Raw genomic sequence first — 14,484 nt, 5'->3', positions numbered from 1 at the left:
TTGCAAGTTAAAATATTTTGATTAAATAAATTTTATTGTTATTAGGAAAGAATAAAAGGAATAAGTTTGAATTATGAAGAAATATGTTTCTTATGAAGAAATAAGAATTAATGGATTTAAGCTTGCTTATAAAATTTATAAAGATGGATTTATTCCAGATATTATGTATGTCTCTTTGAGAGGAGGAGCCTATCTTGGCAATATTATTAGCGAATTTTTTAAATTTGTAAAAGTAGATAAACCTCTTTTATATGCTGCTGTTGTTGCTAGATCTTATGATATTTTTAATGAGCAAAAAAAGATAATGATAGATGGTTGGACCTATGATCCAAAATATTTAAGGGCAGGCGATAAAGTTTTATTTGTTGATGACATTTTTGATACGGGTCGTACTATTGTTTATTTGAGAAGTGAGGTTTTAAAAAAAGGTATAGAGAGTAAAAATGTTAAAATAGCAGTTTACGACTATAAGGATCATGGATTTGTAGATTATATTCCTGATTATTATGTTAATAAATATTCTAACCAAGAAGAATTAAATACTTGGATTCATTATGGAAATCATGAGCTGACAGGATTAAATGAGAGTGAATATAAGAATAGTTTTAAATACATAGATGATGAACTTAATGAGATTTTAAAATTTTTGGCAAAAAATAAATCTTAATTATTGTTCTCTATATATTCTATTAAAGTGTATCCCTTTGTTTTTAGCATTTTAATTATTATTCCTAGATTATCTTTTAATATTGGGCCGATTAGCATATGAGTTTTTTCGGTTTTAATTGGAAATTTATTAGTATTTCTAATTTCTTGAAAGTTGTCATCTTTATAGCTAGGATAAACTTTAACATAACTAGTTGTTGTAAAATTCACATCATTTGCGGTTTTTTGATTGATATTATTGCCTAAATTTCTGTTGGGATAATTAATTTTTTTTGATTTTTGTATGTATATATTAGAATTTATATTTTTTTTGCTGTTTGTATCTTTTTTAAAAATTGATTCTTTTTTGATCTTTTTGCTGTTTGAGCTTGAATCGTAAGTTTTAGATTTTTTTTTTATTTTTGTTTCTACGTTTGAAAATAATTCCAATTTATTGTTTAATTTTTCATCTTTTACTGGAAACAATCTTATTGCAAAAAGAAAGAGTAGCATTAATTTGTAAAGTTTTATTAATTTCATCTTTTTGTTTCCTTTCTTTTGATTAAAAATAAAGATTTTTGGGAGTCCTTGGGAATGGTATTGAATCTCTTATATTAGATATTCCTGTTGAGTATTGCACCAATCTTTCAAGTCCAAGTCCAAAACCAGAATGAGGAGTGGAGCCAAATCTCCTTAGATCAAGATACCAGTTTAGATGTTCAATGTTTAGGTTTAATTCTTTTATTCTATTTTCTAATTTTTGAAGGTCATCTTCTCTTTCGCTTCCCCCTATAATCTCTCCAATTTTTGGAACAAGTATATCCATTGCTTTAACAGTTTTGTTGTCTTTATTTGCTTTCATGTAAAATGCTTTGAAATTTTTTGGATAATCAATGACCACTACTGGTTTTTTAAAAGTTTCTTCTGTTAAGTATTTTTCATGATCTGTTTGCAAATCTATTCCCCAGTAAGGTTTTATTTCAAAATTTTTTTTTGAGTTTTCAAGAATTTCAATTGCTTTAGTATAGGTAATAACCTCAAAATTTGAATTTATTACATTTTCTAGTTTTTTAATTAAACCTTTTTCAATGTAATTTTCCAAAAAATCCATATCTTGTGAGCATTCGTTTAAAATTGAACTTAAAAGATATTTCAAAAGATCTTCTGCTAGTGTAATATTGTCGTTAAGCTTATAAAAAGCCATTTCTGGTTCTATCATCCAAAATTCTGAAGCGTGGCGCGTGGTGTTAGAATTTTCTGCTCGAAATGTTGGGCCGAATGTATATATTTTAGATAAAGCCATCGCATATGCTTCCCCATGCAATTGGCCGGTGACAGAGAGAAAAGCTTCTTTTCCAAAAAAATCGTCTTTAAAATCAATATTGTTAAGCGCATTGTTTGGTTTATTAAATTTTAGTGTGGAAACCCTAAACATTTCTCCGGCACCTTCTCCATCATTTGATGTAATTATTGGTGTATTAATATAAAAAAAACCATTTTTTTGGAAATATTCATGAATTTTGTATGAAATTTTATTTCTTACCCTAGCAATAGCTCCAAATGTGTTGGTTCGTATTCTTAAGTGAGGTATTTCTCTTAAAAATTCAAAAGAATGTCTTTTCTTTTGCAATGGGTAAGCTTCTGGGTCTGTTTCTCCAATTACATTAAAGCTATGTGTTTTTATTTCATAATTTTGCCCTTTTGCGGGACTTTCTACCAATAGGCCCGTTAACGATATACTTGCTCCTGTTGTTAATTTTTTTAGATCTTTTTCACTAAATTGATTTTCTTCTTCATTTATTACAGCTTGAATTCCCTTAAGTGTTGAGCCATCATTAATTTCTATAAATCCAATCTTGCCATTGCTTCTCTTGGTTCTAATCCAGCCGTTTATTGTAACATTGCTGTTTAAAATTGGCTTTTTTAAAATATCTTTAATGCTTACAAACATTTTATTTATCATCCTAAATACTTATTAATATTGTTAAATCAATTTTATTATAGCTTAAAACCTTTTTTAAAAAAAACATTTTACAATTTTTATTATTTTAATTCTTGATATTAACTTTGTTAATATTTATACTTTATTTTTTAGGGGTGATTATTATTTTGTAATGAAAGATTTCAAAGAAGTAATAATTGTTTTTGATTCAGGAATAGGGGGACTTTCTTATTTAAAATATATTAAAAATAAAATAGGGAGATACCAATATGTTTATGTTGCCGATAATAAAAATTTCCCTTATGGAGAAAAAAGTCCTGAATATCTTTTAGAAGCAGTTTTGTTTTTAATTGAGAAACTTAAAAAAATCTATAACATTGGCGCATTAGTTTTGGCTTGCAATACAATTTCTGTTAGTGTATACAATAAATTAAATTTTGTTTTTCCAGTAGTCTATACTTTGCCAGATATAAGTGTAGTTTCAGAACTTGCTTTAAAAAGAGTTCTTTTGATTGCAACAAACACTACTCTTGAAAGCAAATTTGTTAAGAATCAAGTAAGTATACATAATGATTTGATTGTAAAAGCTGCTGGAGAGCTTGTTAATTTTGTTGAATATGGAGAAAAGTGTAAAAAAGATGCTCTTAGATGTTTGGAAGCTTTAAAATTTGAAGTTGTAAATACCGGTAGAGAAATTGTTTTCCTTGGATGCACGCATTATTTGCATCTTAAGGCAATGATAGAAGATTTTTTAAAAATTCCTGTTTATGAGAATCGTGAATTAGTGGTGCAAAATCTTATTAGATCAATGAATTTTCCTGAACATAAGGGTAATTATTATAAAAATGATGTTGATTTTGTAGATGAGTTTTATTTGACTAGAAATAAAAATTTAACTTTTTATCAAAATTTTTGCAAAAAATATAATCTCCGCTTTAAAGGAATGATAGTTTGAATTATCTTGAATTTGAAGTTATTTGGGGAGTTAATAATATATATTCTATTTTAGAACTTAATAGCAAATTAATTTATGAAGGAATTTTTAAGGGCAAGGTATTAGAAACAGGCTGTAAGGAATATAGCCCTTTAGTTCCAGGAGATATAGTCCTCGGGTATATTTATGGTTCTCGTAAGGTGTATATTGATAAGCGATTGAATAGGAAAAATATTCTTTGGCGTTATAACAAGAAAGCAGATCTTAGGCAGACAATTGTTTCTAATATTGATAATATTTTGATTGTAAGTTCTGCCAACTTTCCTGAGATGAAAAATTTTTTTATTGATAGAGTTCTTGTTGTTGCAGAAGAGCAAAATATTGTTCCTGTTATTGTGATTAATAAAGTTGACAAAGGAATAAGCCAAAGAGCACAAGAATTTTCTGAAATTTATGAAAATCTAGGATACAAGGTTTTGAAAACTTCTGTTAAAACTTCTGAGGGGATTAAAGAAGTAAAAGAGGTTTTGAAAAATTCAAGAACTTCTTTTATTGGTCAGTCTGGTGTTGGTAAATCTTCTTTGATAAATTTGATTGATTCAAGAGCTTCTCAATCGGTAAATGAAATTTCACATAAGTATTCTAGAGGAAAACATACTACTGTTTATTCAATATCATTTCATTCTGAGATTGGAATAATAGTTGATACTCCAGGAATAAAGGAGTTTGGAATTGAAACATTGCCCTTTGAGAATCTTAAGTATTATTTTAAAGAGTTTGAAAATTTTGCCAGTTTTTGTAAATATAAATCTTGTTTACATGTTAGCGAACCTTGTTGTTCTGTTAAGAGTTCTTTAGGCAATGGAATTTCTAAACTTAGATACGAAAGCTATTTAAAGATTTTGTCAGAGCTTAAAAATTATAAAAATTATGCAAGATGAACAAGATAAATATTTAAAAAATATTGACTTTTATGAAATTTTATCTTTAGTGTCTAAATACGTTTCTAATCCAGACACTGTTAATTTACTAAGTAATCAAAAAGTATTAAAAACAAGAGAAAGTTTAGAAAAAATGTTCTCCTTTGTAAGTCTGATTAGAATGCTTTTTGAGAGCTATAAAGGATATCCAAACTCTTTTATAAATAGTTTAAAATATCCTATTTCATTATTATCAAAAGAAAATTCAAGAGTTTCTATGGAAAATTTGAAAGATATTGTAGTGTTTTTAGATGAGGTTTTAAAAATAAATTTATTTTTGCACAGAAATAGTGATATCAAACATCTTAATGTTCAGATTTTATCTGATTTGTTATTTTTAAGCCCAGAGCTAAAAAATTTGCTTAATGAATTGAAAGAACATATAGATGTTGATGCTCTTGAATTGAAAAGTGGTGTTGTAAAAGAATATGATTCGATTGAATTTGAAATTAAAAATTTAAATAGACGAGTTGAAAATCAAATAAAAAGAATAATTAGTTTGAACGCAGAATATTTGACTTCTAATTTTGTTTATTATAAATCTAATAAATATACTATTGCTCTTAAATCTAATTTTAAAGGCAAAATTAAGGGTAATATTATTTCCATTTCTTCATCAGGTGAAACATTTTATATTGAACCAAATGATATTGTAAATGATAACAATAGGTTAAATTATTTGAATTTAGAAAAAGAAAGAATAATTTTAAAAATTTTACAAAATCTTTCTGCTAAAGTTCATGACAACATTATTCTTTTAGATAATCTTTATAATAATTTTTTGTATTATGACTCTTTAAAAGCACGGGCGATTTATGGAATTAAGACAAAAGGGGTATTTCCTGAGATTTCAAATGTATTAAATATTCTTGATGCACATCATCCTTTGTTAAAGGATTCAAAGGCAATAACTTTTACTCCTGCTGAGAATCGTGTTGTAATTATTACTGGTCCTAATGCTGGTGGGAAAACGGTAACTTTAAAAACAATTGGACTACTTAGTGCAATGTTTCAATTTGGGATTCCTATTACTGTTAGTGAGTCTAGCACTTTTAAAATTTTTGATAACATTTTTATTGACATTGGCGATGAGCAGTCAATTTCTAATTCTCTTTCAACTTTTTCAAGTCATATGAGCAATATTTCTTATATCTTAAAACATACTACAAAAAATAGCCTTGTAATATTTGATGAATTTTGTTCAGGCACAGATATTGACCAAGGTCAGGCGCTTGCTATTTCAATTCTTGAATATTTAATCAATATTAATTGTTATGTTTTAATATCAACTCATTATAATGCTCTTAAATATTTTGCATATACCCATGAAGGCGTTGTTAATGCTTCTATGCGAATGGATTTAGAGACGATGCAACCCAATTATAATTTAATTTTCTCTATTCCTGGCGAAAGTTATGCGTTTAATGTTGCTAGTAGGGCTTTGATTGACAGGAGTATAGTAATTCGTGCTAATGAAATTTATTCATCTCAAAAAACAGAAGTTAATAAAATTTTAGAAAGATTAATAGAGAAAGAAAAGGATTTGCTTTTAATTAAAGAAAGTATTAATAAGAAATTAATCCAAATAGAATTACAAGAAAAAGAAGTAGAAAATTTTTATCAAGATCTTTTATTAAAGGAAAAAAATATTGAGATAGATCTTTTAAATGAGCAGAATGAATTTTTAAAAAATTCAAGAAAAGTTTTAGAAAATTTAGTTAGAGAGATAAAAGAGGGCAATATTAATATTGCAAAGAATAAAGCTTTTATATCGGAATTGGAAAAAAATTTAGACCTCAAGTTAAATAAAGTAGATTCTATTAACAATAAGAGAAATATGGCTGTAGATTTTAAAATAGGAGATAGCGTTAGGATAATTAATTCTAATGCAAAAGGAAAAATAGTTGGGATCTCAAAAAAGAAAATCACAGTTAATGTAGGCGCTTTCAATGTCAGTGTTTCTAGCTCAGAGATATCTTTGGAAAACTTTAAAGAGCAGAAAAAAAAGGGCGGTAAAAATTTTGACTTTTCAATTGATTATAATAAGGAAAATTTGCTAAGTTTTACCATTGATATTAGAGGCATGAGGTCTGTTGATGCTCTAGACTTTTTGAATAAGAAAATAGATAATATTATATTAAATGGCATTAATAAATTTGAGATCATTCATGGAAAAGGGGAGGGCTATCTTATGAGAGAAGTTCACAATTTTCTAAAAGAGTTGAAGTTTGTTAAAAAATATTATTTTGCTCACCCTAGTGATGGAGGATCTGGAAAAACTATAGTTGAGATTTAATTTAAGTGAATATATCGAAATTTAATGAATTTGAAAATATATTGTTTCACATTTGTCTTGATGTTGATTTTGTGCTTGAGAATGAATTTGGCAATTCTTATGATATTCATCCCAACAGACCTTTTAGGGGTAAGGCTGCAAATGGTCTTTTGGATGGTCTTTTTAGTGTTACAACAACTTTTACATCAGGCTATGGATCTAAGTTCGGAAGAGGTTATTTGATTATTATTGAGATATTAACTTTAAATTTTGTTGATGATGAATTTTGGGATAAGATAAATAAAAGGGGTATTGAAATCTTTAGAGAAGGACTTAAAAATAAATTTCCAAGCAAAAATCTTGATATAGTGCTTGATGGCAATGTTTATAAAATTATTGGGCCATTTTTTTAATGGTTGTATTATTTCTAATAATTGAGAATAAATATATTCTTTAAAGAAGTATTATTATGTTAAATTGATGTGTTATTTTAATATTGTACAATTTTTGATATTAAGAATTTATTGTGTGCTTTTTAAAGTTTTGTTTGCTAATAAGTGTTAAGTTATTATTTTTATCTTGTATGATAAGGAGTTTTAATGCAATTTGAAGTAAAGGATCTGATAAATAAAATTAAAAAAGATGGGCTTGAAGAGGCTGAGAGATTATCCAATGATATTATTTTGAAGGCTAAAAGAGAAGCAGAAGAAATAGTTGCCAGAGCAGAAGAAGCTGCTAGAGTATTAAAGTCAAAATCAGAAAAAGAAGCTAATGATTATAAATGTCATGCTCTTGAAGCCTCTCGTCAGGCAATAAGGGATTTAATTATTGGCGTTGAAAAGAATCTTAAATCTCTTTTTGAAAATGCTTTAAAAGATAGTGTAGCGGAAGTTTTTAGTGATAATAATTTCTTAGCAGAACTTATAATTAAAATAACGGATTCATGGGCTAAAGGAGAAAAATTGGTTATTCAATTAAATGAATCTGATTTTTCTAGTTTAGAGCAGATATTAAGATTAAAGCTTGGCAATAAGCTTAAAGAAGGGATGGAGCTTAGACCTTTCAGGGGCATAAGCAAAGGTTTTAAGATTCAAAAAAAGAATATTGGTTTGCATTATGATTTTTCAGCTGAAACTATTGCAGACATTCTTTTTGATTATCTTAATCCAAGATTTAAGGAAGTTGTAAAAGTGGTCTAGGAGACTTTTGTGTTGGATTCATATTATTATGTTTTATCTTCTTTGCCTTATATTGATTTAAAATCTTTGAAAAATTATAGTGTTTCAGATTTTTTGAATAATGTTGAAATTTCTTTAAGTAAAAAGGACTTTGATTTTTTAAAAGGGGTGTTAGAATTTAAGGTAGATAGGGGTAAATCAAGAGTTATTGATCTTTTTCTTGATTTTGAAGATACAATAAGATATACGCTTGCAGCTTTAAGGGCAGAAAAATTGGGATTGTCTAAGGATTTTTATTTAGAATCTACTTATTTTTCAAGTTACTATTTGAATATTTTGAAAAACATCTGCTTGAAAGAAAATCCTTTTGAAATAGAATTAAGTTTTGATCTTCTTAAGTGGCAATTTTTAACTGACCTTGAGGTTGGGCATGAATTTGATTTTGATAAATTAATAATTTACTTTTTAAAGTTAAGGTTATTTTTAAGGCATAATTTGTTTAAAGAAAAATTAGGTATTCAAAATTTTGACAATATTTGTAAAAATTTAATTGATAAAACTAATGAAAAAGTTTAGAAAAGGAATTTAAATGAATACAAAAGGAAAAGTCGTTGGAGTTAATGGAAACTTAGTTACTATTGAGGTAGAAGGTTCAGTTTCTATGAATGAGGTTTTATTTGTAAAGACAGCCGGTAGAAATTTAAAAGCAGAAATAATTCGTATTAGAGGTAATGAAGTTGATGCACAAGTTTTTGAATTGACAAAAGGGATATCTGTTGGAGATCTAGTTGAATTTACAGACAAACTTTTAACAGTTGAACTCGGGCCAGGTCTTTTAACTCAAGTATATGATGGGCTTCAAAATCCTTTGCCGGAATTGGCTATTCAATGTGGATTTTTTTTAGAAAGGGGAGTATATTTAAGGCCCTTGAATAAAGATAAAAAGTGGAATTTTAAAAAAACCTCCAAAGTTGGAGACATCGTTATTGCAGGAGATTTTTTGGGTTTTGTAATTGAAGGAACTATTCAACATCAAATAATGATTCCATTTTATAAAAGAGATTCTTATAAAATTGTGGAGATTGTAAATGATGGCGACTATTCGATTGATGATCAAATTGCTGTAATTGAAGATGATTCTGGTATGAGGCATAATATTACAATGTCTTTTCATTGGCCCGTTAAAATTCCTATTACTAGTTATAAGGAACGACTCATCCCTAGTGAGCCTATGTTGACTCAAACTAGAATTATAGATACATTTTTTCCAGTTGCCAAAGGAGGAACCTTTTGCATTCCAGGGCCTTTTGGAGCTGGAAAAACGGTTCTTCAGCAGGTTACAAGTCGAAATGCTGATGTTGATGTGGTGATTATTGCAGCTTGTGGTGAGCGAGCAGGAGAGGTGGTAGAAACTCTTAAGGAGTTTCCCGAATTAATGGATCCAAAAACCGGTAAATCTTTAATGGATAGGACTTGTATTATTTGTAATACATCTTCAATGCCAGTTGCAGCCAGAGAAGCTTCTGTTTATACTGCTATTACTATTGGTGAGTATTACAGGCAAATGGGTCTTGATATTCTTCTTTTGGCAGATTCAACTTCAAGATGGGCGCAAGCTATGAGAGAAATGTCTGGTCGTCTTGAAGAAATTCCCGGTGAAGAGGCTTTTCCGGCATATCTTGAATCTATTATTGCTTCCTTTTATGAAAGGGCAGGCATTGTAGTTCTTAATAATGGTGGTATTGGATCTGTAACAGTTGGTGGTTCTGTAAGCCCTGCTGGTGGTAATTTTGAAGAGCCAGTTACTCAAGCAACTTTAAAGGTTGTGGGAGCATTTCACGGGCTTACAAGAGAAAGGTCTGATGCTAGAAAATTTCCAGCTATTAGCCCTCTTGAATCTTGGAGTAAATATAAAGGCGTTATTGATTCTGAAAAGACGGAATATGCAAGATCTTTTTTGGTAAAAGGTAACGAAATTAATCAGATGATGAAGGTTGTTGGGGAAGAGGGCATAAGTAATGAAGATTTTTTAATTTATTTGAAGTCTGAACTTCTTGATTCATGCTATTTACAACAAAATTCATTTGATTCTGTTGATGCTGCTGTAAATTCTGAGCGTCAAAATTATATGTTTGATATAGTTTACAACATTCTTAAAACCAACTTTGAGTTTTCTGATAAGCTTCAAGCAAGAGATTTTATAAATGAATTAAGGCAAAATCTTTTAGACATGAATCTTTCTTCTTTTAAGGATTATAAGTTTAATAAATTGGAACATGCTTTGAGTGAATTGATAAATTTTAAAAAGGTAATTTAGGGGGTTTGGAGAAATATATATATGAAAAGAGTCTATAGTAAAATAGAGTCTATAGCAGGCAATGTAATAACTGTTACAGCTCAAGGTATTAAGTATGGCGAGCTTGCTATTGTGAAAGCAAAAGATACAAGTTCTCTAGCCGAAGTGATTAAACTTGATCGAGAAAAAGTTTCTCTTCAGGTTTATGGTGGTACAAGAGGTGTTTCCACGTCAGACGAGATAAAGTTTTTAGGGCATTCAATGCAGATTTCATTTTCCGACAATTTGTTGGGCAGAATTTTTGATGGTTCTGGGAATCCTAGAGATGGAGGCCCTACTTTAGATGATAGTTTGATTGAAATTGGGGGGCCTTCTGCAAATCCTACAAAACGTATTGTTCCTAGAAATATGATAAGGACAGGGCTTCCAATGATAGATGTTTTTAACACTCTTGTTGAATCTCAAAAATTACCAATCTTTTCTGTTTCTGGGGAGCCTTATAATGAGCTGCTTGTGAGAATCGCACTTCAAGCAGAAGTTGATTTAATAATTCTTGGCGGAATGGGGCTTAAGAATGATGATTATTTGACTTTTAAAGATTCCTTGGAAAAAGGAGGTGCTTTAAGTAGGGCAATTTTTTTTGTTCATACCGCTAATGATTCTGTTGTTGAATCTTTAACTGTTCCTGATATTTCGCTTTCTGTTGCTGAAAAGTTTGCTCTTAAAGGTAAAAAAGTTTTAGTTCTTCTTACAGACATGACAAATTTTGCTGATGCAATGAAAGAAATATCCATTACAATGGAACAAGTACCTTCTAACAGGGGTTATCCTGGAGATTTATATTCTCAGCTTGCATATCGTTATGAGAAGGCTATTGATTTTGAAGGTGCAGGATCGATTACAATACTTGCAGTTACAACAATGCCGGGTGACGACGTTACTCATCCTGTTCCTGATAATACTGGGTATATTACAGAAGGTCAGTATTATTTAAAAGGTGGCAGAATAGAGCCTTTTGGGTCGCTTTCAAGACTTAAGCAAATGGTAAATAGTAGAACTAGAGATGATCACAGAACTATAATGGATTCAATGATCAAGCTTTATGCATCTTCAAAAGAGTCTGTAGAAAAAAAGGCTATGGGATTTAATATGACCAAGTGGGATGAAAAATTGCTCAAGTATAGCAATATGTTTGAAAGTAAGATGATGGATTTGTCTGTTAATATTCCCTTAGAAGAGGCTTTAGATTTGGGTTGGGATATTCTTGCTAGTTGTTTTAGCCCAAAAGAAACGGGAATAAAAACAGACCTTATTGAAAAATATTGGCCTAAAAAAGAGACTTATTAATTATGTCTAAAATTAAATTGACCAAAAATGATCTTAAAAAGCAAAAAGACGAACTTAAAATGTTTAAGAGATATTTGCCTACTTTGCAGCTTAAGAAGCAACAGCTTTATATGGAAATTGTTAAAATTGAGAATTCTTACAGAATTAAAAATCTTGAGCAACAAAAACTTAAGGAAAATATTTCTAATTGGATTTCTCTTTTTAGCGAAAAATTTCCTTTTGAGAGTTGGATTCAAGTAAAAACAGTGGTCAAAAAGTCTTTAAATATTGCGGGGGTTGCAATTCCTATATTCGATTCTATTGAATATGAAGACATAAGGCATGATTTACTTTTTACTCCTTATTGGGTAGATAAGGGGATTGAGATTCTTAAATTTGTGATTCAAATTGATGTAGAACTTAAAATTTTAAAAAAACAGATTGATTTGCTTTTAAAAGAGTTTAGAGTAACATCTCAGAGAGTTAATTTATTTGAGAAAGTTATGATACCAACAGCTAAGGCTAATATAAAAAAGATTAATATATATCTTGGAGATCAGCAAACCGCGGCTGTTGTAAGAGGTAAAATTGCTAAATCTAGTTTGATAAAAAAAAATAGGAACAGCTTATGATTGTAAAAATGAAAAAAGTTTTACTTTTAACTTTATCAAAATATAAAAAAGAATCATTAGAGATTTTAAGGGATTTTGGAGCAGTTCATATTAATTCTTGCAATAAGAATTCAGATTCTTTAAAAAAGAGCATTGATAATAGACGAATTTTAATACAAGCTTTTTCCCTGCTTAAAGAAGATGGAGGTGTTAAAGCTTTAAAATCTTCTAATGGAAATTTTTTAGATATTGCGAAAAGTATAGTCAATTTGGGTAATGAAATTAAAGAATTTCAAGATATTAAACGATCTTTATTGCATGAAAAGAATTTGATTTCTGTTTGGGGAAATTTTTCTTTAGAGAATATTGACAAATTAAAAGAGTCTAATATTTATATTCAATTTTTTAAAATCCAAAAAAGTGAATATAAAAATTTATTAAGAGATCCCAATGTTAATGTGTTTTTGATTAAAAACGTAAAAAACACTTCTTATTTTGTGAGTGTTGGCGAGTTTGAGCAAAAAATTGAAATTGCTGATGAGTTTAAGTTTAATTTTGATCTTAATTATATTAATAATAAATTGAAGGTTGTTGATGAGATTTTAGATCAAAAATTGACTCAAATTTCTCTTTTTAATAAATATATTGATATTTTAAGGGATGAGATAAAAAATTATGATCAAATCGTAGAGTTTGAGCAAGTTTTAGCTGATATGCAAACTGATTTTGAGGATTTTTCGTATATTACAGGATTTGTTCCAGCTGAAAGTCAAGAATCTCTTAAAAACGCAGTTTTAAAAGCAGGTTTTGCAGCTCAATTTGCAGATCCCGAAGAAAATGATATTATTCCAACTTATATAAAAAGAAAAGGAATTGCTAATTTAGCTGCACCTATTTTTAATATTTTAGAGACAATTCCTGGGTATAAAGAAAGGGATATAAGTTTTATATTTATGTTATTTTTCTTTGTATTTTTTGGTATGATAATAGGTGATGCGGCTTATGGAGTGATATTTTTTTTGGTAGGAATTTTACTTAGTTTGAGCTTTCTTTTTAAAGGCAAGCCCTTAACGCCAATTCATGGGTTAATATTTTATCTAAGTGTATCATCGATACTTTATGGCGCTATGACTGGGACTTGGTTTGGTAGTCCTTTAATTCTTGAAATGTTTCCTATTTTAAATTCATTTAAAGTTAGTTATTTGACAGAGAAAAATAGTGTACAAAATATTATCTTTATCTGTTTTTCAATAGGAGTTTTGCAAATTTCATTAGCGCATGCTTGGAATTTTTTCAGACAAGTAAAAGAAAAGCCCCATATCCATTCAATTGCACAGATTGGTTGGCTTATGTGTATAGTTGGACTTTATTATCTTGTTTTAAATTTAATATTAAGTCAATCTCGATTTCCTATGTATAATGTTGTTTATAATGTAATATATTTTGGCGTTGCACTTGTATTTGTTTTTGGCAAGCAAGATGGCTCAAATTTTTTCAAGTGTATATTGAAAAGTTTTGGGGGTATTATAGAGCAGTTTTTAACCACTGTGTCGGGGTTTGCAGATATAATATCTTATATTAGACTTTTTGCAGTTGGACTTGCAGGGCTTTCAATTTCATCAAGTTTTAATGCTATGTCAATACCTTTGTTAAAATCTTCTAATATTGGTCTTGTAGTAGCTGGAATTATTGTTATACTTTTTGGGCATGTTTTAAATATAATGCTATCTTTGCTTTCAGTAATTGTTCATGGAGTAAGGCTTAATATGCTTGAATTTTCAAACCATTTAGGGCAAGAATGGAGTGGATATGCTTATAGGCCTTTTAGAAAAATGAAAAAATAAATAAAAAGGAGTACTTATGGATATAGGTTTAATAGGGGTTAATTCAGCTTTAACAATCTCAGCAATAGGTTCTGCGTTGGGTATGGGGGCGGCAGGTAGTGCTGCTATTGGAGCCTGGAAGAGGTGCTATATGCAAGGAAAGCCAGCGCCATTTTTATTGATCGTTTTTGTTTCAGCACCATTGACTCAAATAATATATGGATATATTTTGATGAACACATTATATGAGGTAATGATGCAGACAAATCCATGGTTGTTACTTGGAGCTGGTATTGGTGGTGGGTTTGCTATTGCTGTTTCTGGATTTGCTCAAGGCAAAGCAGCAGCAGGTGCTTGTGATGCATTTTCTGAGACTGGGAAAGGATTTGCCACATATTTATTAGTTTTAGGATTAATAGAATCTGTTGCTCTTTTTGTAATGGTATTTTTAATGATATTTAAGTTTGTTTAATT

The 14,484-nt window shown here is 29.2% G+C and carries 14 protein-coding genes; 12 read left to right on the top strand and 2 right to left on the bottom strand.

Going from position 1 to position 14,484, the window contains the following annotated elements; genetic code table 11:
* Positions 1 to 73: 73 nt before the first annotated feature.
* Positions 74 to 667 (top strand): phosphoribosyltransferase, encoded by a 594-nt coding sequence (locus HNQ06_RS03740; RefSeq protein ID WP_184107610.1) that lies wholly within the window; start codon positions 74 to 76, stop codon positions 665 to 667.
* On the opposite strand, the gene HNQ06_RS03735 is transcribed toward HNQ06_RS03740, so the two are convergent.
* Together HNQ06_RS03735 and asnS are read right to left on the bottom strand one after the other, a co-directional pair.
* Positions 664 to 1,185: a hypothetical protein gene (locus tag HNQ06_RS03735; RefSeq protein ID WP_184107609.1), complete on the bottom strand. Its 522-nt coding sequence runs from the start codon at positions 1,183 to 1,185 to the stop codon at positions 664 to 666. The genes HNQ06_RS03740 and HNQ06_RS03735 overlap by 4 nt on opposite strands.
* Positions 1,186 to 1,207: 22 nt before the next feature.
* Entirely contained in the window at positions 1,208 to 2,596 is a 1,389-nt protein-coding gene (asnS, locus tag HNQ06_RS03730; RefSeq protein ID WP_184107608.1) for an asparagine--tRNA ligase, read from the bottom strand.
* A 163-nt stretch (positions 2,597 to 2,759) separates the two neighbouring features.
* On the opposite strand from asnS, the gene murI reads away from it, so the two are divergent.
* The 11 genes from murI (at position 2,760) to HNQ06_RS03675 (ending at position 14,482) form a co-directional block, all read left to right on the top strand.
* A complete protein-coding gene (gene murI, locus HNQ06_RS03725; protein ID WP_184107607.1) occupies positions 2,760 to 3,542 on the top strand; it encodes a glutamate racemase in 783 nt (260 codons plus the stop codon).
* Positions 3,539 to 4,462: a ribosome small subunit-dependent GTPase A gene (gene rsgA / locus HNQ06_RS03720; protein WP_184107606.1), complete on the top strand. Its 924-nt coding sequence runs from the start codon at positions 3,539 to 3,541 to the stop codon at positions 4,460 to 4,462. Before murI ends, rsgA begins: the two co-directional genes overlap by 4 nt.
* The gene (locus tag HNQ06_RS03715) at positions 4,452 to 6,797 is read left to right on the top strand and encodes an endonuclease MutS2 (protein WP_184107605.1); all 2,346 of its coding nucleotides are present in this window, start codon (positions 4,452 to 4,454) and stop codon (positions 6,795 to 6,797) included. Before rsgA ends, HNQ06_RS03715 begins: the two co-directional genes overlap by 11 nt.
* A gap of 5 nt (positions 6,798 to 6,802) precedes the next feature.
* Positions 6,803 to 7,189, top strand: a complete 387-nt coding sequence (locus tag HNQ06_RS03710) for a hypothetical protein (RefSeq protein ID WP_184107604.1) — start codon at positions 6,803 to 6,805, stop codon at positions 7,187 to 7,189.
* Between the two features lie 186 nt (positions 7,190 to 7,375).
* A complete protein-coding gene (locus tag HNQ06_RS03705; RefSeq protein WP_184107603.1) occupies positions 7,376 to 7,975 on the top strand; it encodes a V-type ATP synthase subunit E in 600 nt (199 codons plus the stop codon).
* A gap of 9 nt (positions 7,976 to 7,984) precedes the next feature.
* The gene (locus tag HNQ06_RS03700) at positions 7,985 to 8,530 is read left to right on the top strand and encodes a hypothetical protein (RefSeq protein ID WP_184107602.1); all 546 of its coding nucleotides are present in this window, start codon (positions 7,985 to 7,987) and stop codon (positions 8,528 to 8,530) included.
* A 13-nt stretch (positions 8,531 to 8,543) separates the two neighbouring features.
* Complete coding sequence (locus HNQ06_RS03695) at positions 8,544 to 10,271, top strand: V-type ATP synthase subunit A (RefSeq protein ID WP_184107601.1); 1,728 nt, start codon at positions 8,544 to 8,546, stop codon at positions 10,269 to 10,271.
* A gap of 21 nt (positions 10,272 to 10,292) precedes the next feature.
* Complete coding sequence (locus HNQ06_RS03690) at positions 10,293 to 11,597, top strand: V-type ATP synthase subunit B (protein WP_184107600.1); 1,305 nt, start codon at positions 10,293 to 10,295, stop codon at positions 11,595 to 11,597.
* A 2-nt stretch (positions 11,598 to 11,599) separates the two neighbouring features.
* Positions 11,600 to 12,208, top strand: a complete 609-nt coding sequence (locus HNQ06_RS03685) for a V-type ATP synthase subunit D (protein ID WP_184107599.1) — start codon at positions 11,600 to 11,602, stop codon at positions 12,206 to 12,208.
* Positions 12,205 to 14,031, top strand: a complete 1,827-nt coding sequence (locus tag HNQ06_RS03680) for a V-type ATP synthase subunit I (protein ID WP_184107598.1) — start codon at positions 12,205 to 12,207, stop codon at positions 14,029 to 14,031. Before HNQ06_RS03685 ends, HNQ06_RS03680 begins: the two co-directional genes overlap by 4 nt.
* 16 nt (positions 14,032 to 14,047) lie before the next feature.
* Positions 14,048 to 14,482, top strand: coding sequence for an ATP synthase subunit K (locus HNQ06_RS03675; RefSeq protein ID WP_002556692.1), 435 nt, complete (start codon positions 14,048 to 14,050; stop codon positions 14,480 to 14,482).
* The last annotated feature ends 2 nt before the right edge of the window (positions 14,483 to 14,484 follow it).

The sequence above is a fragment of the Borreliella lanei genome (genome assembly GCF_014205895.1).
GTDB lineage: Bacteria > Spirochaetota > Spirochaetia > Borreliales > Borreliaceae > Borreliella > Borreliella lanei.
This window is presented reverse-complemented; position numbering and strand designations above follow the sequence as displayed.

Bases quoted from the DNA above. Each gene is read 5' to 3' on its own strand.
- HNQ06_RS03740 (WP_184107610.1), top strand. From the start codon at position 74: ATGAAGAAATATGTTTCTTATGAAGAAATAAGAATTAATGGATTTAAG.
- HNQ06_RS03675 (WP_002556692.1), top strand. From the start codon at position 14,048: ATGGATATAGGTTTAATAGGGGTTAATTCAGCTTTAACAATCTCAGCA.
- HNQ06_RS03685 (WP_184107599.1), top strand. From the start codon at position 11,600: ATGTCTAAAATTAAATTGACCAAAAATGATCTTAAAAAGCAAAAAGAC.
- HNQ06_RS03680 (WP_184107598.1), top strand. From the start codon at position 12,205: ATGATTGTAAAAATGAAAAAAGTTTTACTTTTAACTTTATCAAAATAT.
- HNQ06_RS03715 (WP_184107605.1), top strand. From the start codon at position 4,452: ATGCAAGATGAACAAGATAAATATTTAAAAAATATTGACTTTTATGAA.
- asnS (WP_184107608.1), bottom strand. From the start codon at position 2,596: ATGTTTGTAAGCATTAAAGATATTTTAAAAAAGCCAATTTTAAACAGC.
- HNQ06_RS03690 (WP_184107600.1), top strand. From the start codon at position 10,293: ATGAAAAGAGTCTATAGTAAAATAGAGTCTATAGCAGGCAATGTAATA.
- murI (WP_184107607.1), top strand. From the start codon at position 2,760: ATGAAAGATTTCAAAGAAGTAATAATTGTTTTTGATTCAGGAATAGGG.
- HNQ06_RS03735 (WP_184107609.1), bottom strand. From the start codon at position 1,185: ATGAAATTAATAAAACTTTACAAATTAATGCTACTCTTTCTTTTTGCA.
- HNQ06_RS03695 (WP_184107601.1), top strand. From the start codon at position 8,544: ATGAATACAAAAGGAAAAGTCGTTGGAGTTAATGGAAACTTAGTTACT.
- HNQ06_RS03705 (WP_184107603.1), top strand. From the start codon at position 7,376: ATGCAATTTGAAGTAAAGGATCTGATAAATAAAATTAAAAAAGATGGG.